Raw genomic sequence first — 22,141 nt, 5'->3', positions numbered from 1 at the left:
ATTTTAATGAAAATATTTTTAATAGAAAGGCGGAGGCTATGTCTCTTCTAAATAATGCGATTGAATCAATACAGGTGGGTGTAGAAGACTACCTGCTAGGTGACAGTAGAAGGTATCTGTCTGCCGTCAGAAATATTTGTGCTGGAATACTTCTGCTGTACAAGGAGAAACTTTGCCGTTTATCTCCTTCATATGATAGGGAAGTTTTAATTAAAAAAGATATAAGGCCAGTTGATGATGGTGCAGGAAATATAAATTTTCTAGGTGTTGGCAAAAAAACAGTAGACGTTCAAGATATTAAGGAAAGATTTAGCAGCCTTAAAATTATAGTAGACTGGAAAAAGTTTGACGAGCTAAATAAACTTCGTAACAATATAGAACATTACTATACAGATAAATCTCCTGATGCAGTTCGTGAGGTTATTGCTAAATCTTTTATTCTAATTCGAGACTTCATAAATGATGTTTTAAATGAAGAACCGCATAAACTTCTTGGGGAAATATGTTGGCAAGCTTTTTTAAATACAGCCGACGTGTATAAAGCTGAAGAGGTAGCCTGTAAGCAGTCATTTGAAGGTATCAAGTTTAAACATAAAATTCTGGAAGAGGCAACTGAAAACATCAGATGTCCATCTTGTCATTCCAGTCTAATAAAAGCTAGATATACTAGATATACAAGTGAATTTAGCCTTTTTACTTCATTAAGTTGTGCATCTTGTGGCAAAACTTTTGAGTTTAGAGATGTAATGAGCGAATGCTTGTCCGATTATGAAGATAGTTTTGCATACTGCAATGATTGCGAATATATCGAGGAACCATCAGTAATTTTTACAAGTAATGGATGGCTCTGTTTATCTTGCTTAACTACTCACGATCAGGTGGACGATTGCGGCTACTGTGGTACATTTGTTGCAGGGGATATAGAAGATAGTTATATGTCAGGTTGCTTAATGTGTGAAGGGCAAATGGGACATTATATGAATTCGAGAGCTTATGATGACTAATCAATCTAAATTCAAGTATTTTTAATTTATTTCTTTGAACTCGCTTTTAAAATATCTGTAAGAGTCGGATAAGAGGGTTGAACGTTAAAAACAGAGGGATTAATGGGGTTTTGATAGGTAAAATGACGATAGCTGATACAGAATCTATCCCAATCTGCGATCTGAATCTTAAAGACTTTAATGATAATATTGGTGAGTGCTGAAGATAAATTGAAGCGAAAATAGATTTTTTTATGGTAAAAATGACAAATTTCTTCAATCGCTTGATTCACGGTAATTGCTGGATTTCCCAGAACAAATTGTTCCGTTTGTAATGAGTTAGGTGGGTGATTAACCAGATAAAAAACAACTTTGGCGATATCTTCGGCGTGAATAAAATGAAAACTTGCATCGGCTTTTAACCAGCGAATGAAATTAAGCTGTTTGACGACATCCGGTAAACCCGAAGATAGATGAGAATAGGGTTTATTCGTATCTCCGCCAAATACCAAAGTTGGGAATAAAATTTTCAAAGGGGGTAAGGTTTGTTCAAGGTCTAGAAGTTGATGCAAACATTCATATTTTGAGCGAATATAATCAGTTCCAATTTCACCTGCTTGTTTGAGAGGTTGATTATCTCGACCTAAAACACTCGCGGTTGAAAAGTAGAGAATTTGTTCACAAACTTGAGGGTTGAGATGTTTAATTAAGTTTAGGGTACTCTTAACATTAACTGTAAAAACTTCTTCAATTCCGCCCCAAGAAGTCGCCGCTAAAATCGCAATATTAATCGTGGGTAAAAGTTCGCTAAATTGTTCAATATCTCGTAGATCGGCTTTGATGATAAAAATACCTGAACGGGCTTGATAATCAAACCCCAACTTATCCGGGTTACGAACTAGAAAATACAGTTCATAATCCGTTTGTTGAATCAGAATTTCAGCAATATAGTGACCAATACAGCCACTAGCCCCCGTGATTAAAATTCGTTTGGTCATAAGCATAGCGGAGAGAAACAACGGATAGATTTTATATAGAATCTGAAAAAGCTATCCGTCATTCTTCATCTAGAATCTTTCAAGATTAGATTCAAAATCAGACAGAAACCGCTAACAATTGATCAGCTTGTTTTGCAGTTTCAAAGAAATAAGCCACATTTTCTTCCGGTGTTTTTTGGAGAACTCCATGTCCGAGATTGAGAATATGACCTCGATTTCCTGCTTTGCGAATCGTTTCCAAAATGCGATCGCGAATCAATTGTTTTGACCCAAATAAAACACAAGGATCAATATTTCCTTGAACTCCGAGATGATGACCAATGCGACTTCTCGCCTCCGCCATATCTACAGTCCAGTCTACACTAATCATATCAACGCCAGTTTTTGACATCCGTTCTAATATTCCAGAACTACCGTTAATATAAAGAATCATCGGCGTATCTGGATGCGTTTGTTTGACCAAATCAACCACTCGTTTTTGATAAGGTAATGCAAACGTTTCGTAATCTTGGGGTGCTAATTGACCCGCCCAAGAGTCAAACATCTGAACAATTTGAGCGCCACAATCAATTTGATAGCGAACATAAGTTGCAATTGAATCGGCTAGTTTTCCGAGGAATTGATGCAGCATTTCCGGTTCAGAAAATGCCATACTTTTAATGACAGTATAATCCTTAGAACTTTTTCCTTCAATCGCATAAGCAGCTAACGTCCAGGGAGCGCCAACAAACCCCAAAACAGCGGCTTTATTACCCACTTCTTGACGCAAAGTTTGTAAAATCTCGCGAATAAACGGGAGAGATTCTTCAGGTTCGAGAGGATAAACTTGTTCAATTTGAGACAGACTCCGAATCGGCGGATCGATAATCGGCCCTTTGCTTTCAACAATATCGAAATTAATCCCCATTCCCGGTAAAGGAGTGAGAATATCAGAGAACAAAATCACGCCATCGGGTGCAAAAGCGCGATAAGGTTGCAGAGAAATTTCAACTGCGATGTCAGTTTTCTCAGAGCGATCGCGAAAAGAGGGGTATTGGTCGCGCAAGTCTCGATAGGCTTTCATATAGCGACCCGCCTGTCGCATCATCCACACGGGAGGGCGGTCTAACTGTTCTCCACGCGCCGCCCGCAACAGATAGGGAATTTGGGTCGATTCACTCATTTCAACTTCACTTTACTTTATATTAATGATCTGAATTCTTCTATCTAGAGTATCACTCTCGCGATCGCATCTCATCAGATTTGAGCAAGTCACCAGGGGTAAAGATCGGGTGTAGACAGATCAATTGCAGCCAGCAACGGTATTTCTCCCCTAGAACTCTGAAAGTAACATTTTATTTCAATCCCAACCTGATACATGATGCAACTGTACTCATGCCTCTGTGGGTTAAGGTTGGCAATCTTTTTTCTAGAGACTGGTAAGCTTTGAGGAGGGAAGTCGGTTGCACGGGGAGAAAATTTGCTCACCCCGTTGATCAACAGAATTATGAATTATAAATCGTGAATAGATTATTTTTTGAATCCAACTGTTATCCAAGAGGGGTAGAAAAGTCTTGAAGTTAAAAGAGTATAACAATTAAGATAATCAATCTATATTTGACAACTGGCTAAACGAGAAAAAATAGCTGGACTGAGATTAGGTGTACATTTAATCAACTGATCCTTTTGATTGACTCGAACACAGTTAACATTAAATTCCCAGAGCGGCATATCTGTTTTAGATTTTAATTTTTGGTTATCCTTGACTGGAATTGTTGTTGTCACCGAACCCCCGGTAGCCAGTGCAGGTAAATGACCAGGATTTGCCGTTAAATCAAACGTTAATTCCTCGTAGGATTTCCAACCTTGAGACACTTTCCAGTTCACTTGTTGGGCAAAATCATCAAATAATTGGGAGAGATTCCAGAATTGAGAATCCTGACTCTGCTGAAGATTCATCCAAATTTGCTGCTGAGTTCTAAAACCAAACTTTCCGCGACTATACTGATACCAAAGTTGATCAAGCTTGAGTAAATCTTTACAGGGAAAATTTGCAATATCATCTTCGGTCAAATAAACTGATTTTGAAAGTTGATCGGGGTACTTTTGTAATACAATCAACATGATCCGATAGGTTTGTCGGTCTGCTTTTTGAAACGCTCCGGCCGCTAACATTTTCGAGAGTCGTTCATAGTCAGGTTGCTTGTGAGGGAGTTCAGACACCGTTGCTGTTCTCGCCATTCCAATGACGAGAGAGGCGATTGCACTGACAACCCCTAAGACAACAATCGTTCGTTCTCGGTTCACCATCTGTCTGATCGAGACTAGATCTGCTTGGTTGTGAGTTCACTTAGCCATATCCCCCGACCCTTTAGCGACGAGGGCAAGGTACACGCCTTTGTTGAACAATCTCCGCATACAACTGTTCCATTTGAGTAATATTCCGACTTAGTGTATATCGATCTAATACCCGTTGACGAGCTTTATATCCCAAAAGTGTACTGAACTCTCGATGATCGCGAAAGAGGGGAAGTAGAGTTCGCAGTTGAGTCGCTACCCCTTGGGTTTCCAAGACAATGCCAGCACCTCCTTCTAGAACTTCTCCATCAGCCCCGGCATCTGTGGCAATACAAGCAACCCCACAAGCCATAGCTTCAAGTAATGACAGCGATAATCCCTCAACCAGAGAAGGCAAAATAAACACATCCGCCCCCCGCAAAATTTCAATGCGTTGATCTTCATCCCGAACAAAACCGAGCCAGACGACTCCATCTCCAGACCCATAATACATCTGTAACGAAGTCGCTAACGGCCCATCTCCAACAATGACTAAATGGCAATCGTGACCCATTTCTGACTTTTTCCAAGCTTTCAGCAGAGACTCAACGTTTTTTTCAGGAGCAAGACGACCTTGATAGACAAAGACCCGATCCGCTTGTAACTCAGCCTTCAGTCGGGATGGCCCTGGTGAATACTTGAGTTCATCGACTCCATTGGGAATCACGGCGACTTTGGCTTCTGGTACCCCCAACCGCACTAATAAATCCCGTTGAATTTGGGAAAATACAATCACGCAATCGTAATGAGCCAAAAAAGGAGCATAAATCTGGTACATCAGATGTTGAGTACCGGATGTCAGATTACGCAATTTGCGATCAAAGGGTGGATGAAAGGTTGCCACTAAAGGCAGATTCAGTTCCTCACAAATTTCAGGAAGAACAAAATCCAGGGGAGAGAGGGTTAACGACGCATGAACGACATCGGGTTGTAATTGTCGTAACGACTGCATCAAAACTTTACTCGATTTGAAGGTGGGAATGGTATAAATTTGAGATTTGTACAAACAAGGGAGAGAAACTTCCTGAGTCTGACAACTTAACGACCAATCCCGAGTTCCTTTGTGACCTTGTTCAGGAGGAGAGTTTTCAGCGGCAAAATGGAGGAAGCTAACCTGATATCCTCGGTCTAATAGGGTGTTGGTGACTTCTCTCGAATAGGTGACATTCCCACAAAACGGTGATTTTTTTCCAAGCCAAGCAATATGCATTCAGGTGAATAAGAGTGTCATTCGTTGGTTTTGGATGAATTTACCACGAATAAGCTGTTACGCATCTAAATTTACTGATTCTATGTCTTTAGGACAAGCTATGGCGCTTCGCGCAGGGAACAGGGAACAGGGAACAGGGAACAGGAGAGGGAACAGGAGATTGAAAAACCCTTTAAATCAAGGTTTTAGGTTTCTGGGTTCTCGAAGATTTATTAACATACCAGCGCGAACTGCTATAAAACCCTCAACCGTGACTTATGACTGTTTGAATTCGCGTCTGTTGATATACCAAGTTAAAACCCCGCCTAGACTTGCCATCGCCGCTAAACCGATAAAAACGACAGACAAACCCAGATAAGTTTCTGCAACTCCCGCTAATGCTAGAGGTAAACTCAAGGCAATATTCACAGCGTTATTTTGTAAACCAAAGACTTTTCCTCGCATTTGTTCGGGAGTTTCGGCTTGGATGGTGGTTTGCATGGGAATACCCACCACCGCAGCACACAAGCCCAGAAGGACAATAAAGATGAAAGCTGAAGCTAACTGCTGACCAAACAGGGCTAAACCCATTAAACAAGTCGCTAGCCCAATGGAACCAACTAAAGCAAGCTGAATATGAGATAACCGATGTCCGAGCTGACCGAGCAACCCTGCACCAATCGCCATACCGACCCCTGCGGCGGCCAGCAGAAAGCCAAATTGGGAAGATTTGAGGGAGGGGATGATCTCCGCTAAACGAACGGCAAGAACGGCAAGAGCGGCAAAGATGCTAAATAAAATAATCAGTTGGATGAGGGCGTTGCGAACTTTGTGATGTTCGTTGAGATATTTCACGCCATCGCGCAAGTCGTCTAAGACGTGGGGAGTTTCGGCTTGGAAATTTCTTTTTTCCCGAACTTTCAGTCCCATTAATAGCAAGCCAGCGATCGCATAACTTCCCCCAACAATTAATTCTTTGCCAATATTTAGACCCCAACCCATCGTTTCAAAAAATTGATCGGCAATGGCTAAAATCGGTTCTCCGACGGCAAACCCAATAATCACCGAGGCCATCATTGTGGTTGTGTAAAGGGAATTGGCTGATAATAAGTGCTTGCGTTCAACAATTAAAGGAATGACAGTTTGTTCGGCGGGAGCAAAAAATTGGGTTAAAGTTGAGACTAAAAAGGTCATTGTTAACAATAGGCAAAAACCCAATGGTAGAGAGCCTAAGCTCATCCCCTCCGAAAACCATAAAAGTAAGGGAAGGACTAAAACAAACCCTCCTCGCAGGAGATTGGTGAGGACTAAAACGATTTTTTTCGGCCATCGATCCACATAAACTCCGGCTCCCGCACCGAACAATACGGCGGGAATAGTAAAGGCAATCATCACGGCTGAAACCCAACCGCTAATGGTTTGATCGGCTTGCTGAAAGCGGGTAGAAATCAAAGCAATCATTAAAACCAGATAGACTTTATCCGCAAGTTGGGAAAAAACTTGACCACTCCAAAGAACTAAGAAGTTGCCATTTCTGAGTACAGGTAAAAAGCCTCGTTCTTCCTCGTCTTCTCTGAGCATATTTGAGGGTGCTGATGGCTGGGTTTTAAGGGAATTTTGAGTTAATGTTTTTTGAGTTGATGTTTGAGGATGATTGACCTTGTCCTTATGCTGTGGATTCAATGGATTTTCTGGAGTTGAATCCCGTTCTAAATATCCACTTTTTGCTTCTTTTTTTACTGACGATTTTTTTTCTGGATTTAACGATTGCATTATATTTTTTAGATTTAGCGGACTCAGCAGATTGGGTTCAGTTGAGATGAGGACAGGGAATCACAATGATTAACTTATTATTTTGATTGAATTTAGGGATGAGAAATTTTTGCTTCTTTTGATCTGGCAAATAGCAATCATTGCCGTTGATCTGATGCTTTATTTAACCCCTGTCCAGTTCACCTGTTCCCGAAACAGATTTTCTCTCAATTTTAGAGTGAGAAATCTTTTCTAAAGTTTCAAGCAAACTCATCCGATACCCAAATCGATTCATTTCAGAAAGCGTTTGTGCAGACTGAAGACTCAGTAATCACTTTACTCAACCCTTGTTCATCAACTCAATAATTCCTCTGGCCAACTCTTGTCTTGCTGAGTGTTCCTTTGAAAATCTAAGGTTGAGCCAAGACTGCGATCAGAAATAGCTCAGTTGAAACTGCTCAACATACGTGTCAATCAACGTAGCCGAGCGAATAGCACGCCCTAAATGATACTCAGCATATCGCCGGAGAAGACGTTCAACCGCTACCCAATCAGACAGAGAAATAGAACGAGGAGTTGTCGTCGCGGTTTGTTGAGACATCAGCCCAGACTCAAACTCATCACTCAAACGAGGATGAGCTAATCTTTGCAAAATCGCTAACTGAGCTGCACTTAGTTTAACATGGGTTATCCCCCCAAAAGGTTGAGAAGGGTTTGTAGATTGGCGATCGGTTTTGTTGTCGGGAGTTTGTTTTTCTCTGGCTTCTAAACTGATGACTCCACCCGCCTCTAGACTAAACCCCACGCGCCAACGGGGATTGGTAAAATTAGCAACCAGGGGACGTTGGGTGAGACAGCAGTGCTGAACTTGGGGCGAAATCCCACTCCAAGCCAAGAGGTGAAACATCCCGTGCGTCAGATAAGCAATTGTTGCGGTGATGGTTTCAATTTGTGGAGTATTGGGTAAATGTTCTAAGCGATCTAAATGTTCATTCAACAACAGAAATAGTTCTTCTTGAGGATGTTCACTCAAGGCGACAGATAACACGACTTCTGCTAAATACTGACTGGCTGAGAGTTTTCCGAGATTTTGACTTAAACCGCCATAGGATTTGATCAGATCGGCTTGGGTAATTCTATCAAGCGATCGCCCTTTGTACAGCAGGAGTTGATTGACAATAAATAACTCGCTGCGCCCTCCCAGCTTTGATCGGGGTTTTCGGGCCGAAGGAGCAACAGCACGGATTAAACCGTGTTCGGGTGTTAAAATCGTCAGGAGACGATCAGACTCTCCTAAAGGGATCGCTTTTAAATTAATTCCTGTTGCGGTGTAGGTTCGACTCATAGTCAGCTTATAGATTAATTGTGATCGTTGTCGTCATCTCGCTGACGAATTAAGTAAACACCACGAGAGGTTCCTAAGCGAGTCGCACCCGCAATGATTAAGTCTACTGCTTGTTGGCTGGTTGTAATTCCGCCAGAAGCTTTAAGTCCAATGCGTCCTTTGATGATTTCTTTGAGGAGTTGGGTATCGGTAACTGTTGCGCCCCCATACAAGCCTGTATTGGTTTGAATAAAATCAACGCCTGCATCCATTAAAACTTCAGCGACGATTTGTTTTTCGGAGTGATTGAGAACTGTTGTTTCAATAATCGCTTTTACCGTTTGATCGGTTTGTTCACAAATTTCAGCAATTTCTCGATACAATTCCTCGGTTTTTCCGGCTTTGACCCAACTTAAGTTAATCACAACATCTAACTCCTGCGCCCCATTTTCAACTGCTTCTAGGCTTTCATGTAGTTTGACGCCCGATGTGCTAGCCCCACTGGGAAACCCAATCACCGTGCAGACTTTTGGGGGCTTTCCATGCAGTCTATCGGCGACTCGACGCACATAACTCGGGTAGACACAAACGCTGGCAAATTTGTATTGTAAAGCTTCTTCACAGCATTGTTCGATTTGTTCAGGAGTGGCCATGGGGTTGAGTAGGGTGTGGTCGATGAAGGTCGCAATATCAATATCAAAATGGGATTGAGTTCCCATAATTCAACTCCTTTTTATAGCTAACTGATTACTGTTGACGGTTCGCGCTATCATAACAAAAGTTAATATTTTTTCAGATAAAAGTTACTGGGTCAAACAAATATGGCGATTAAAGTAGGAGACACTGCACCCGATTTTACTTTAACTTCTCAAACGGGAGAATCGGTGAGTTTAGGAGATTTTCGGGGAAACACAGCCGTTGTTCTGTATTTCTACCCCAAAGATGATACGCCGGGATGTACCTCTGAAGCCTGTGCTTTTCGTGATAGCTATCAAGTCTTTAAAGATGCGGGGGCGGAAGTGATTGGGGTGAGTTCAGACTCGGCCTATGATCACGAACAATTTGCTAAAAAGCATAATTTACCGTTTATCCTGTTAAGTGATTCGGGTAGTCAGGTTCGCAAACTGTATGGTGTTCCAGCGACATTGTGGATACTTCCCGGGCGCGTGACTTATGTGATCGATAAAGAAGGCGTTGTGCGGCATATTTTTGATTCGATGCTAGATTTTAAAGCCCATGTTGATGAAGCCCTGCGGACACTTAAGGAAATTCCGGCTTAACAGTGAGTGATCAGTAATCAACGCTCAACCCTTCCCAATTCCCTCGTGAAACAATGCTTATCCTGAAACGTGACCTGGTTTGATCGAACGCAACCGTTTTTAGTTCTATTTTCGGTTGTTGTTGGTTTAATGTTAGCGCAAGTTCCAGGGCTGAGTGAATTGGCTCCAAATTTGATTGTTCCTCTGTTAGCTTTGATGCTGTATGCAACGTTTCTACCGCTGTCTCTAAATCATTTTGGGGAAGCGTTCAGAAATTCTAAAGTTGCTTTAGCCAGTGTAGCGACTAACTTTTTATGGACTCCTGTTTTTGCTTGGGGTTTGGGTGCGATCTTTTTACAAGATAGCCCTGATCTTTGGGTGGGGTTGATTATGCTGATGGTAACTCCCTGTACAGACTGGTATTTAGTGTTTACTGGGATTGCGGGGGGAGATGTGGCTTTAGCAACGGCTTTACTGCCTTTAAACCTAATATTACAAGTTCTTTTACTGCCTGTTTATCTGCTATTTTTTGCAGGAACGTTGGTTGAGTTAAACCCTGTCAAGCTTTTTGAAAGTGTGCTTTGGGTACTCCTGATTCCGTTATTGTTTGCTACTGTTTCTCGAAGATTAATTCGAGGCTGGAAAGGCGAGATTTGGTTTGAACAAAGATTATCAAACCTTACTGTATTTCAAATCCTAAGCCTTAATCTTGCCATTGTTGCTATCTTTGTATCAAAAGGACATACGCTCATCCAACGTCCAGAGCTAGTCTTAAAACTTCTGATCCCTGTAGTTCTCTTTTTTGCAACTAATTTCATCTTGGCTCATCGGATTGGACGCTACTTCAAGTTTTCCTATGAAGAATTTGCCTGTTTGATCTGCACCACTTTAGCGCGTAACTCTCCATTATCTCTCGCTATTGCTGCTGCTGCATTTCCCCATCGACCTTTAATTGCTGTGACATTAGTTATCGGTCCGTTGATTGAACTACCAATCATGGTTTTGATTTCCCAAATCCTGCTACAGATTCGACGGCGAGAACAGTGGTAGCCTGAAGTGAGGATCAAAACTCATAGTCTGCAAGCAAAACTGTAAACGCTATATCTCTGTTCACAGTTTATTCTTCCTGTGCATAGTATAGGAATTGGGGAAGTCGCATGATAAAGGTTGAACCCTGACCTAACTTGCTGGTGACACTGAGTTCTCCGCCCATCAGTTCGCAGAGTTTGCGAGTAATAGTTAAACCCAGACCTGTCCCTCCATACTTACGAGTGGTGCTTTCATCGGCTTGGGTAAAGGGGTTAAATACAGTGGTAATTTGTCGGGGACTCATGCCAATACCGGTATCAATGACTTGAAAAATCACATAAGTGATCGGTTTGGTATTCGCTTCAGGGGCGTACGGGAAATCAGTAATCTGTGAATCTCTTTGGTGAGTCGAGTGGGGTAAGTCAGGCGGCGGTACAGTCGGGAGTTCAGTCGTTGGATCAGGGCTGGTTTCTGTCGAAACTTTTAAGGTGACTAGACCTTGTTCGGTAAATTTGCAAGCATTACTCAACAAATTCAATAACGACTGTCGCACCTTGGTAATATCAGTATGAATGATATCGATGTTATCAGCCACTTCTATTTTAAAAGTGTTAGTATTTTTCTCAGCGAGGGGGGCAATTGTGGTTTCAACTTCCCAAAGTAAAGTGGCGACGGTATAAGTTTCTAGATGAAAATTCATCCGACCGGCTTCGATTTTTGAGAAGTCGAGAATATCGTTAATCAGGTCTAACAAATGATGACCCGCAACATGAATATTTTTCAAGTCTCCCACAAATTCTTCTAACCCCATATCTTGAGCATCTTCTCGGAGGAGTTCACTATAGCCGAGAATCGCATTGAGCGGCGTTCGCAGTTCGTGGCTCATATTCGCTAAAAATAAACTTTTGGCACGGTTGGCGGCTTCTGCGGCTTCTTTGGCGTTGCGAAGTAAAGAGGCTTGCTTGCGTTCGGTAATATCGTTCCCCATCATCAATAGACATTCGGTTCCCCCTAAGTCAATTAATTCAATGGAAATCAACCAATTGCGAATTTCACTCGCCTGATTGTAAACTTGAATTTCGAGATTACTCACTTGACAATGCTGTTGGAGAACCTCTCGCAATTGTAGGTGTTCTTCGGGGTTCACCCAGAGTTTGAGTTGTTGAGTTGTGGCGTTAATCACCTGATTTTGTTTCCAACCGAGTTGACGCAGAAAACTCTCGTTAACATCGAGAAAACATTCATCGGAAAATGTACAAATTCCAATCCCAATCGGGCTGGCGGCGAAGGTTTTAGAAAACCGTTCTTCACTGGCTCGTAATGCTATTTCTGAGCGTTTTCGTTCGGTAATATCCTGTACCGTTCCGCTAATGCGAGTGGGTGAAATGACCGTTTGTTCGCAGACAAAACGTTGACGACCATCGGACAAAACCAGACGATAATCAATAGTGTAGGGATGTTGGTGGTAAAGAACTTGCTCGACAGACTGACGAACTAAATTTTGATCTTCAGGATGAACGGACTGCAAAAAGAGTTCTAAGGTCGCCGGAACAGACTGAGGTTCTAGGTTTAAGATGCGATACAGTTGATCCGACCAGTACAGATGGGAACCCCGAATCACAAGATCCCAATGACCCACTTGAGCAATGCCCTGAGCGTGAGCTAAACTGGCTTCGCTGTCTCGCAGAGCGGCTTCGGCTTGTTGACGTTCGGCGACGGTAGAGGCGAGAACCAAACCGGTAATAATCATCACCCCGATAAAGGCTTGTAGGGAAAAGATTTGGGGAATATCGGTGCTGCGGTCAATAAAGGGGCCACTGTCGCGCATTAACCCCCAAACGGCAAACATAGCGGTTAAAAAGTGAGCTATAGCAGCACCCCGTTGACCAAACCGCAGAGAAGCCCAAACAATCAGGGGATAGGGCAAATATTCTAGGGGATAACGAATTGAAGCGGTACGAGTACGCGAACAGAAGACAAACCAGTTCAACGCCAGACTCAGGAGTAGCCAGGCCAGGGCTTCTAGGGAATAGAGGAGTTGTGTCGCCTGTTCGGTTAGGGTATGTTCTGAGTGTTCCGGGGTGGAAGTTTGCCGATAATTTTGCCAAAGCTGACCGATTGTAGCGAGAATGGAATGTTCTGTAGTGTCTTGTCGTTTGTATCGATCTTGAAGCCTCATTCCCCAAGTCAGAAGTAAGGGAGTCACGACTAAAATACCGATGGCGTTGGCTAACCAATAGCGAGTCCAAATTTCATCAAATTTTGTCCAGTCTGACAGAACCATCGACACATGGACGGTAGAGAAGCCGGAACCGATGAGGGTAGAAATTCCGGCTGCTAAAATAATTAATCCTAAAACGTCTTTGAGGCGTTGGAGTCGGTCTGAAAAGTTAATTTGCTTCAGCAGCCACGTCCCTAAACACACTTGTAGGGTCACACTGAGACTATACAGGATGCCTGTTGCCATTGATCCCGTTGGCGACAATAGGTTCGCGAATACTGCCCCTAAAGCAATTCCTGGCCAGTATTGACCTCCAAATAGCAACAGTGCAGCCTGAGCAATTCCGGCAGTCGGCAAAAAGATGACATCGGTTGGACTGAGGATCAGGGTTTCAATCGTCAGCTTTGCTGTTGCGAAATAAACAGCAGCAATAAGCCAGATTGTCATCAGGTACTTTCCGGCTTTACCCTTCACAATGTTATAGAACTGAGTCTGCATTTGAATGGTTTAGTGTTCGGGGTTTTATTTTCCCCAGTTTCTAGGTTAATCTGCTGAAGTCTTAGGTGTTCAGGATTTTAAGAAATCAGTGAAGTTACCCAGGCTATGCAGGAGTCTCCACCGATGAGCTTAATGGAGTGATTAAATTCACAGGGATCAGCTACCTTCAGGTAATAGATAAGGGATGGATCAATTGACTTGGGGCTGGAGTTCTGTCCGAGTGATTAAAATGAATTCCTAGCGCGGCTAGTGAATTGATCGTCAGTTATGGAACTCTCACGAGAAACCTCCGGGAGTTTGGAAGCCCCGTGTCTTTAGACCGGGGAGGAAACTTGACACGAGCGGTTTTAACCGCCTGTATAAAAAAATTAATGGGGGTATGGTTGCCCCCAACACCCATTTCTGGGGTAATTTTTTCCTCGCCAATGTTTTTAAAGCTTGTTCGGCTAGTTGCACTTTCTTACCCCTCGTAGGAATGTTTAACAACTAACGACAGGGCTACAAACTGGAAAGCATTTGTAGGTGTCATAACTCTAAAAACGTAGTCCAACAAGACTTAGGCTGGTCAGCTATCTAAGAGAGAGGCGCTTCGGCCCCTGCTCTTTAGAGCGGGGTGCTGACGCTTTGCACCCTTGAGTTATACGTGATTGTTGGCAACTTCTGGAGTTATACGAACAGACTCCAACAGACCTCCCAGATTATTTATTCTAATTGATTATAACTATTGTTCTCGCTCTATTGTTCGATTAACGAATTAAGTTGTAGCCTTTTCCTCCGTATTGTTTAGAATTGTATCAAATCTATTTAGGATGGAATTCCGGGTTTTTATGATTGCTTGTCAAAAAGAGTGTGTCTTGATTCAGTTGATAATTTTGATTCATTTCTTCATGCACAATTTATTTAATTTTATTGCCTGGCGGGTAAGGGTTTATATACTTTGTACCGCTCGCTATCGTAAATCAGAGTCCAACCCGCACAAGGATTGATGTCACCGAGTTCGGTAATCACATGATTGATCGGATAGGCAATGACTGCTTCTTCTAAGGCTTGACATCGGGTTTCGCGAAAATCAGGAGAATAAAATCTTTGTGCCATCATTAGTCGATTATGCCATTCGATCACCTCACTATCTTTATAAGGATGAGATTTATAATTTGCTAAAATTGGCACCCCTGTATATAGTCTAAATTCGATAAAGTTTCCGGAAGTATGAGGAACTAAATATAAATCTTCAGGTTGTCGATTTGACTGAACAAAATCCATCACATTCGCATAATCTGGACGTTTTTGTAACTCTCGGACTTGTTCTTCTGCTCCGACAAAAGCATAAATTGAGAGAATGATTAAGCTGATAAAAATAATGGATTGCTCGCGTTTTTGTAAAATCTGGGGGAATTGATTGAAAATATAGCGAAGAAATACGGCTATAATTAGACAACTTGATAACGGCACTAAAAAGGCAGAAACTCGCCACGGGGTAATAAATCCTAAACTATTATTTTTGATAAAAATTTGTAAGTAGGTGGCAAAACTAGCAACAATAAACGGCAATCCTAAAATCAAAAAGATGTCGGTTTTACGGACAAGATAAATGGCGACAACAATCACTAAAATTTGTACAAATGCAATCTGATCAAACCAAGCGGTAGGAAAGGAATGATGGGGAATACGATTAACAATTAAAGTTTTAGCAAGTTCGGCAATTTCTGGAGTTGTGGGTTGAAAGACAAAAAACATATAGAGAGTCACAGGTAAAACCAAGAGAAATGATAACCAACCCCAGAAGAATATCTGTTTAAAGCTTTCTCCTTTTTTGTACAAAATAATGAGATAGGATAACGTTATTAAAGCTGCACTGGGAAGATAAGCCGGATGAACAGTTGCCGCTCCCGCTAAAGCTAATAATGATAAAAATCTTTTTTGTCGTAAAAATAAATAGATCGATAAAATAATCAGAACACCAAAATTACTGGTTTGAAAGTAATCTCCTAATAGGTATTGTTCCGCAACACCATAATGAAGATGAACGTGAGTTTTAAAGTCAAATATTCTGATTTTTAGACAATGTAATGTCACAATAAAAACCAAATAAATGATCTTTTTGACTTGACGATCAAACTGAAAAATAATTTCAGCAATTCCAATTAAACTATAAACATAAACTCCAAATAAAATGATATAATATAGATAAAAAAAGTAAGGATGTAAAAAAGCCGAGGTAAACCACACTAAAGCTGTAAAGACAGGTAAAGGATCTAAGGTATTGGCTAACCAATCTTGATCGAGATATCCTAGCCCGGCTTGCGCCATTCCTTGTAAAAACTTGGTATTTTGATTAGAAGTATAAAGGGGTTCTTGAACATAGGAAACACCGAGAACAATGCCCAAAATTAATATTTCTAAGCTGACAGACAAACCGGATTTTAAAGATTTCAATTGAATCACTTTTGAACTTTTCCTTCTAAAATTTAACTAAACACTCTGCTTCTAAAATGATTATCTTTTGAGTTTGTAAACGCGAACATTGGGAAACTGTTTGTAAAATTGCGGGATTTTTGCCAGTGTTGATATCTGCAAAAATATCTTTACTTAAAGAATGATACCATTGTCTTAGCCAACGATTTTCGAGCATATATTCAGGAGTAAAAGCGGTTTGATCTAAAATTATAAAATCAAATCCATGAGTTTGAATTAAAGTTTGCAATACAGTCAGATTAGAACTATATTGAGCTTTAATCAGTTCAGTCGCTCGTTGTTGGATTTGATCATAATATCCTAAATGATAGGGAACTGCGTATTCCCAGGCTATCCAAACAGAACGTTGGGAAAAGCTAGGAATATTATTCGCAACCTCAGAAATAGAAGCAATGAGAGTGTCTTTAGGCTGTTGGGAAAAAAAGTGATAAATTTCGGGTTCTTTCCCCATAACATAACTCGTTTTTGGAAACTTTCCCCAGAAACAAGATCCTAAAATAACTCCTAGTCCTAAAAATAGGGTTAAACTTAAAGCCATTATTTGTTTCCAGTTTTGACGGCGAGATAGACTCGCAAAAATCAAGACTTTATCTAATAAAATACATAAGGTTATTCCAGCAGATAACGCTAAACAGACGCGAAAAGTATAACTGGTATAACGACTGGGAAGATGAAGTTTAAATAACATTAAATGAGCGGCAATAAACCAACTCATTGAGGAGATTAAAACTAGAGAAAAAATCTTGATATTCGGTGTTATTTTTGAAACGAGAGGAAATTGATTTTTATAAAAAAACAGTAACGGTAGCCCTAAACCTGTTATAATCAAAGTGGGTCTAAATAAATATTTGGGAAGTAAACCACTCCGTTGACCCGTGACCCAAAAATCCCAGAGATTATCTTGAAAAAATGCACTATTTCCTGCACCTCCAAACTCAGACATTGCTTTAGCTTCAGCAACTGTAATTACAGGTGAAAATTCACTGGAACTCATGGCATAATATAAAATAACAATAGAAGCAACTCCGAGTCCAATCATACTTACCCAACGATTTTTTAGATCCGAAGTTAAACACACTGAATGTTTATTCCGGTTAAATAGTTGTAAGATTAACACCCCGACACTGATTAATACTGCTTGCGGATAAAACAATCCTATCAATGCAATAAAAATAGCGCTTTTTAGAATTGATTTTCGCAGTAAAAAATAGATAAATCCGAGAAACAAAGGATAAACAAACGCTCTCGGTGTCGCAGAAACCAAACCATCATTCAACCAGAGTTGTTGATTGAGTAAAGTTGATGATATAAACCCAGCCAGAGGAATTGGTAAAAGTTCTAAAGTGATTCTAAAACAATAGAATGTTGTGACTATATCTAATCCCCAAGGAAGAATTTTACTCCAAAAAATAGGATTTATTCCAAAACGAGTTAATATCCAATATAGACTTTGATAACCGCCGGGTGCAACCGATTGAAAATAATCAGCAATTAAATCATTTGGAAATAACTCAGCATCTAGAAATCTCTGCATCCAAAAAATATGTTGTCTTGCATCATCTTGAATCACATATTCACCACTAAAGGCTTCTTGGACTGCTAATAAACTATAAATCGTGGCAAAAGTCAAGCTTAAACTCAACCAAAATTTTGTCGATGAACTCCTGCTATTTGCAGAACAACGAATTAATAAACTGTGTAGATGCAAAATGGGTCTTTTCAAGGTCGTTAAAATCATCCCGGTTTGATTTCAGCGAGATAAACATCAGTGCGATATTCAATATAAACCAATTCTTGCTCATCTTTCCATTTGTGATATAATTCTTGCACATTCGTTAAAATCGCATCCGCTTCTGCACCTTGAGTCGGAATATAAGATGCACTGTGAGTTCGACCAATTAATCCTGTTAAATCTAAAGCCTGACGATGAGTAAACATCTGATGGCGCTGATTTTGAAAGTCTAAACTTTCTAACAGTGAAGTAATGGGTCGGCGATGTTTTTTGTGAATGACTGAATTGTATTGAGAAGCTTGTTTGAAAATCAGGCTATATTCTTGGGTAAATTGATCTTGTCGATAGCGATGATTCCAGACAATTGCCACTCGTCCACCGGGTTTTAAAATCCGACAAAATTCTCGGAGAGTGAATTCAGGATTAAACCAATGAAACGCTTGAAAAGCTGTTACTAAATCAACAGATTGAGTCGCTAAATGAGTTGCTTCTGCTGTCCCTTCTCGCCACTCAATTCGGGGATGAGGAGTCGCCATTTGTCTCATCGCCTGATTGGGTTCAATCGCTAAAACGTGAACACCTCTATCGGCTAACAAACGTGCAGAAATTCCTGTCCCGGCGCCAATATCTGCCCCAATAATAGCGCTATTATGACCCAATCCCTCTATAATATTTTCAATCGCTTTTGGAGGGTAACTGGGTCTATACTGAGCATATTCTTTGGCTCTGGGGGAAAACCGAGTCACCGGGTTCTTTGCGTAGAGGGGTAAATGATCTGACTTTATTTCAGTCATAATTTTGGTTGAGATTAAGATATTTTATCCTAATAATAGCGTCTATTGTGCTAATTGTTTAGATAAACGAGGCGAAAAAGATTATTATAATTTCCCAGATAGAATTACTTTAAATTGAGGTGCTATGTTTGTTCAATATTTACGTCAATTTGTAACAACTCCACAACAAAGTTTATCCCATTGGCGAACCCTATTTTGGTTGTTTCTGAGTCTCACGTTTAGTATTATTTATAGTATTTTGGTTTTACAGCAAGCTTTTGATGGAGAATATGTTGTTCAGGATGATGCTCGTAAGCACATTTTTTGGATGCGTCGTTTTTTAGATCCAGAACTATTTCCCAATGATTTAATTGCTAATTTTTTTGCATCGGTTGAACCCTTTGGACTCACTACGATTTATCGTTTCTTGATTAATTTTAACATTGATCCAATGGTAATTAATAAATGTTTGCCATTGGTTTTAGGGGTGATTATGACAGGCTATTGTTTTGGAATTTGTTTACAGCTTTTTCCAATTCCGATGGCTGCATTTATCGCCTCACTTTTATTTAATCAAAGTATCTGGATGAAAGATATTTTTGTCGAGGCAACTGCTTCATCCTTTTCTTATCCACTATTTTTTGCGTTTCTCTACTATTTTCTAAAAAAATCAGTTATTCCCTGTTTAATTGTTTTAGTTTTAGAAGGATTATTTTATCCGCCTACTGTACTGGTTTCGGGGGGAGTTTTATTTATTAATTTATTTCAAATCAATAACAAAAAAATCCATTTTATTTCTGATCAAAAACAGCTAAAATTCTATGTCGCTGGATTGATTATCGCCAGTTTAATGCTTGTTTCTTATTTAATTAGTTCCTCTGAATATGGGCCAATTATTAACGTTGCAGAAGCCAAAACTTTACCTGAATTTCAAGAAAACGGACGAGGAAAATTTTTTACAAATAACGGAATTGAATATTGGTTCTTAGGAATTCGTAGCGGTATGATTCCCCGAGGTTTATTTACACCTGTGACACTATGTTTTGGCTTGTTTTTACCGATATTAGCAAAATTTCCACGTCAATTTACTCTTGTTAAGCAGATTAAAAACTCAGCTTTTTTTCTGCAACTTTTGTTCGTTTCTTTAAGTTTATTTTTTCTCGCTCATCTTTTATTATTTTATCTATTTTTACCCAATCGATATACTAGCCATAGTTTTTATCTTCTGATTGCAGTGTCTACTGGAATTACTTTAACTGTAATTATAGATGCTTTACTGAGATGGGTAGAACAACTTTCAATTTCTCAACCTAAAAATAGTAAGATATTTCAGAAATTACTGGCTTTAGGAGTCACTACTATAATTGCAATTGCGGTGATTTTCTATCCAAGTTTTCTTGATAAATTCACTTCTCCCAACTATAAAGAACCTCGGGAAGCCAGTCTCCATGACTTTCTCTCTCAACAACCTAAAGATACCTTGATTGCTTCTCTTTCGCAAGAAGCTGATAATATTCCCTCTTTTGCTCAACGTTCTGTGTTAATTGCTTGGGAATATTCAATTCCTTATCAAGTCGGTTATCATCGTCAAATTCGTCAAAGAGCAATGGATTTAATTGAGGCTCAATACAGTCAAGATTTACAAGTTTTACGGAATTTTATTCAAACTTATAATGTAGATTTAATTTTGTTGGATGGTAATGCTTTTATTCCGTACTATTTGACCGAGAATAATTGGTTTAGACAGTGGAAATTCAAAGCAGAGGAAATTAAACCGACGCTTAAACCGGATACTCCCCCCGCAGTAATTACGATGTTAGTTGATCTCTGTGCAGTATACCGAACAGAGCTTTTTATTGTTGTAGATGCCAATTGTATTCTCGAACTCCCTGAAACTCAATAAGTTTCTTAAGCCGTATGAAACTCTTTAGATGTTAATTGGTTAGACTCATTAGAGGAATCAGAAACTGTATTGGAACTCGCTAATGCAGACTCATAAACTTCGTGCATTTTTATCGCCTTGTTACTCCAGATAAATTCTTTGGCTCTTTCAAAAGAATTAGCAGACATTTGAGTTCGCAATTTTTGATCTTCAACCAATATTTTGATCTTTTCTTTCATCTGTTCCACAAGATATTCACGAGAACGAGGTTCTATTTTAAATCCTGCTTCTTCTGTGACATATTCACCAATTCCACCGTAATCAACAACAATACAGGGAAGCCCACAAGCCATTGCTTCAATCACAACTGCCCCTCCAAATTCTCGAATTGAGGGAAAACAAAACACATCGGCTTGTCGATAGTAATTAAAGGTTTCTTGTTGGGGAATCCAACCTGCAAAGTTCACCTGACTCTCTAAGTGCAAATCCTGCACCATTTTCTCTAGATTTCCTTTTTCATAACCATCCCCTACAATTGAAAGTTTAACTCGATTTTGCAGAGAAGATTCTAATTTACCGATAGCTTCAATGACAACATCTGCACATTTATAAGGAACCAATCGCCCGACAAATAAGAGGTTAATTGGACGATCTGAAGTTTGAGATCTTTCCACTTCCATTAGAAAGTCATTCTCAATTCCATTTTCATGTAACAGAGAAATGCGCTCATCAGGAATAGCAAAGAGTTTTTGTACCAGGTTTAAAGTGTAGGTTGAACCGGAGAAAATGTGAGTGGCTTTTTTATAGGTTTCGACATAACCCGGAATTAGATATCGCCCTAATGCTCTTAAGAAATTAAGACTTGCATTTTCCTTTTTAGCCGTTTCTTCAAAGCCTGCTGGAAAGGGAATTCCGCCGTTAATCGGCCCTAATAAAAAGGGAATATTTTTCTTTTGACAGGCTTTGATAATCTTATAAGGATATCGTGGCATCATCGGAGTGATCGCATGAACGATATCATATTGTCCTTGGAGAACTTGCTGCTTAAAAGCTTGATAAACTTGATGATCAAATTCCGCATAAATCGGATAGCTGAGTAAATGATATAAAGGCCAGTTTACCTGACCTTTCATGGCTAAACTCGCAACGGATTGATAATACTGTTTGATCGCGTTACTTTCGGATATGTAAACAATATTGTCATACCCTTTATTTTCAAAATCAGGTTGATTTCTCGCATGGGTTACTAGAGTGACATCTGCGATTTGATTAATTTCTTTGAAAAAGTTATACCCGACAAAAGGAACCGATGACCAATCAGGATTACATTGCTCTGCGATGAGTAAAATCTTTAATTTTCGATTGTTTGATTTTTGCATTCTTTTAACTCAGAGATAAGTGGTGACTGGTAGAACCCCCAATATTTTTTCTGAAATCACCTAAAAAATAGGTCGAATTCTTATTGATATTTTTTCTAATGTTGCTAAGAATGGGAGTGAGAAGAATCTCTCATTTGCAAAAAAGAAGCAATGGTCTACCCCGATCCGTTGAAATTAAACTCTAATGCACCTAAGGTCAACCTACTGCTATAGATATTATAATTATAACAGTACAGCTTAAAAATCAATGCGTTTTTTCATCTACATTCTAAATTTTTGTATAGAGTATTGTCCATCTTGATGCATAAAGAATCTATAGTTTACTAAATTT

16 protein-coding genes are annotated in these 22,141 nt (G+C 40.0%); 4 read left to right on the top strand and 12 right to left on the bottom strand.

The genetic code is table 11. The annotated features are described in order from the left end of the window. The first annotated feature begins 38 nt into the window (after nt 1-38). Nucleotides 39-1,004, top strand: coding sequence for a hypothetical protein (locus L8106_RS29345; RefSeq protein ID WP_009782993.1), 966 nt, complete (start codon nt 39-41; stop codon nt 1,002-1,004). Between the two features lie 26 nt (nt 1,005-1,030). Here L8106_RS29345 and L8106_RS04360 read toward each other — a convergent pair whose 3' ends face one another. The 7 genes from L8106_RS04360 to deoC all read right to left on the bottom strand — a co-directional run bounded on the left by L8106_RS04360 (nt 1,031) and on the right by deoC (nt 9,281). Continuing rightward, entirely contained in the window at nt 1,031-1,981 is a 951-nt protein-coding gene (locus L8106_RS04360) for an NAD(P)-dependent oxidoreductase (protein WP_039895527.1), read from the bottom strand. Nucleotides 1,982-2,078: 97 nt separating this feature from the next. Further along, nucleotides 2,079-3,143, bottom strand: a complete 1,065-nt coding sequence (gene hemE, locus L8106_RS04355; RefSeq protein ID WP_009782991.1) for a uroporphyrinogen decarboxylase — start codon at nt 3,141-3,143, stop codon at nt 2,079-2,081. Nucleotides 3,144-3,571: 428 nt separating this feature from the next. Then, complete coding sequence (locus L8106_RS29340; protein ID WP_009782990.1) at nt 3,572-4,270, bottom strand: GUN4 domain-containing protein; 699 nt, start codon at nt 4,268-4,270, stop codon at nt 3,572-3,574. A gap of 61 nt (nt 4,271-4,331) precedes the next feature. Beyond that, the gene (locus tag L8106_RS04345) at nt 4,332-5,507 is read right to left on the bottom strand and encodes a glycosyltransferase family 4 protein (protein WP_009782989.1); all 1,176 of its coding nucleotides are present in this window, start codon (nt 5,505-5,507) and stop codon (nt 4,332-4,334) included. 255 nt (nt 5,508-5,762) lie between these two features. Next, nucleotides 5,763-7,259 (bottom strand): MFS transporter, encoded by a 1,497-nt coding sequence (locus tag L8106_RS04340; protein ID WP_009782988.1) that lies wholly within the window; start codon nt 7,257-7,259, stop codon nt 5,763-5,765. Nucleotides 7,260-7,671: 412 nt separating this feature from the next. Continuing rightward, nucleotides 7,672-8,583, bottom strand: a complete 912-nt coding sequence (gene recO, locus L8106_RS04335; protein ID WP_009782987.1) for a DNA repair protein RecO — start codon at nt 8,581-8,583, stop codon at nt 7,672-7,674. A 14-nt stretch (nt 8,584-8,597) separates the two neighbouring features. Further along, entirely contained in the window at nt 8,598-9,281 is a 684-nt protein-coding gene (deoC, locus tag L8106_RS04330; RefSeq protein ID WP_009782986.1) for a deoxyribose-phosphate aldolase, read from the bottom strand. Nucleotides 9,282-9,383: 102 nt separating this feature from the next. Here deoC and L8106_RS04325 point away from each other — a divergent pair, with 102 nt between their 5' ends. Together L8106_RS04325 and L8106_RS04320 are read left to right on the top strand one after the other, a co-directional pair. After that, nucleotides 9,384-9,842, top strand: coding sequence for a peroxiredoxin (locus tag L8106_RS04325; RefSeq protein ID WP_009782985.1), 459 nt, complete (start codon nt 9,384-9,386; stop codon nt 9,840-9,842). A 69-nt stretch (nt 9,843-9,911) separates the two neighbouring features. Next, nucleotides 9,912-10,871: an arsenic resistance protein gene (locus L8106_RS04320; protein ID WP_009782984.1), complete on the top strand. Its 960-nt coding sequence runs from the start codon at nt 9,912-9,914 to the stop codon at nt 10,869-10,871. Between the two features lie 67 nt (nt 10,872-10,938). Here L8106_RS04320 and L8106_RS04315 read toward each other — a convergent pair whose 3' ends face one another. The 4 genes from L8106_RS04315 to L8106_RS04300 all read right to left on the bottom strand — a co-directional run bounded on the left by L8106_RS04315 (nt 10,939) and on the right by L8106_RS04300 (nt 18,570). Continuing rightward, nucleotides 10,939-13,518: an MASE1 domain-containing protein gene (locus tag L8106_RS04315; RefSeq protein WP_232228428.1), complete on the bottom strand. Its 2,580-nt coding sequence runs from the start codon at nt 13,516-13,518 to the stop codon at nt 10,939-10,941. Between the two features lie 957 nt (nt 13,519-14,475). Further along, the gene (locus L8106_RS04310) at nt 14,476-16,014 is read right to left on the bottom strand and encodes a DUF6798 domain-containing protein (RefSeq protein ID WP_009782982.1); all 1,539 of its coding nucleotides are present in this window, start codon (nt 16,012-16,014) and stop codon (nt 14,476-14,478) included. Between the two features lie 16 nt (nt 16,015-16,030). Then, nucleotides 16,031-17,782, bottom strand: a complete 1,752-nt coding sequence (locus L8106_RS04305; RefSeq protein WP_009782981.1) for a hypothetical protein — start codon at nt 17,780-17,782, stop codon at nt 16,031-16,033. Continuing rightward, nucleotides 17,779-18,570, bottom strand: a complete 792-nt coding sequence (locus L8106_RS04300; protein WP_009782980.1) for a class I SAM-dependent methyltransferase — start codon at nt 18,568-18,570, stop codon at nt 17,779-17,781. Before L8106_RS04300 ends, L8106_RS04305 begins: the two co-directional genes overlap by 4 nt. Before the next feature lie 124 nt (nt 18,571-18,694). On the opposite strand from L8106_RS04300, the gene L8106_RS04295 reads away from it, so the two are divergent. After that, nucleotides 18,695-20,452 carry a hypothetical protein gene (locus L8106_RS04295; RefSeq protein ID WP_009782979.1) on the top strand — a complete coding sequence of 586 codons (1,758 nt, stop codon included), beginning with the start codon at nt 18,695-18,697 and terminating at the stop codon, nt 20,450-20,452. Between the two features lie 5 nt (nt 20,453-20,457). On the opposite strand, the gene L8106_RS04290 is transcribed toward L8106_RS04295, so the two are convergent. Further along, nucleotides 20,458-21,810 carry a glycosyltransferase family 4 protein gene (locus tag L8106_RS04290; protein ID WP_009782978.1) on the bottom strand — a complete coding sequence of 451 codons (1,353 nt, stop codon included), beginning with the start codon at nt 21,808-21,810 and terminating at the stop codon, nt 20,458-20,460. Between the last annotated feature and the right edge of the window lie 331 nt (nt 21,811-22,141).

It is taken from the genome of Lyngbya sp. PCC 8106, assembly GCF_000169095.1.
Classification (GTDB): Bacteria; Cyanobacteriota; Cyanobacteriia; order Cyanobacteriales; family Microcoleaceae; genus Capilliphycus.
The sequence above is the reverse complement of the archived record's forward strand: the minus strand, read 5'-3'. Positions and strand labels throughout refer to the sequence as shown.

Coding starts and splice junctions, on each gene's coding strand:
- L8106_RS29345 (WP_009782993.1), top strand. CDS start 39: ATGTCTCTTCTAAATAATGCGATTGAATCAATACAGGTGGGTGTAGAA.
- L8106_RS04360 (WP_039895527.1), bottom strand. CDS start 1,981: ATGACCAAACGAATTTTAATCACGGGGGCTAGTGGCTGTATTGGTCAC.
- hemE (WP_009782991.1), bottom strand. CDS start 3,143: ATGAGTGAATCGACCCAAATTCCCTATCTGTTGCGGGCGGCGCGTGGA.
- L8106_RS29340 (WP_009782990.1), bottom strand. CDS start 4,270: ATGGTGAACCGAGAACGAACGATTGTTGTCTTAGGGGTTGTCAGTGCA.
- L8106_RS04345 (WP_009782989.1), bottom strand. CDS start 5,507: ATGCATATTGCTTGGCTTGGAAAAAAATCACCGTTTTGTGGGAATGTC.
- L8106_RS04340 (WP_009782988.1), bottom strand. CDS start 7,259: ATGCAATCGTTAAATCCAGAAAAAAAATCGTCAGTAAAAAAAGAAGCA.
- recO (WP_009782987.1), bottom strand. CDS start 8,583: ATGAGTCGAACCTACACCGCAACAGGAATTAATTTAAAAGCGATCCCT.
- deoC (WP_009782986.1), bottom strand. CDS start 9,281: ATGGGAACTCAATCCCATTTTGATATTGATATTGCGACCTTCATCGAC.
- L8106_RS04325 (WP_009782985.1), top strand. CDS start 9,384: ATGGCGATTAAAGTAGGAGACACTGCACCCGATTTTACTTTAACTTCT.
- L8106_RS04315 (WP_232228428.1), bottom strand. CDS start 13,518: ATGACAATCTGGCTTATTGCTGCTGTTTATTTCGCAACAGCAAAGCTG.
- L8106_RS04305 (WP_009782981.1), bottom strand. CDS start 17,782: ATGATTTTAACGACCTTGAAAAGACCCATTTTGCATCTACACAGTTTA.
- L8106_RS04300 (WP_009782980.1), bottom strand. CDS start 18,570: ATGACTGAAATAAAGTCAGATCATTTACCCCTCTACGCAAAGAACCCG.
- L8106_RS04295 (WP_009782979.1), top strand. CDS start 18,695: ATGTTTGTTCAATATTTACGTCAATTTGTAACAACTCCACAACAAAGT.
- L8106_RS04290 (WP_009782978.1), bottom strand. CDS start 21,810: ATGCAAAAATCAAACAATCGAAAATTAAAGATTTTACTCATCGCAGAG.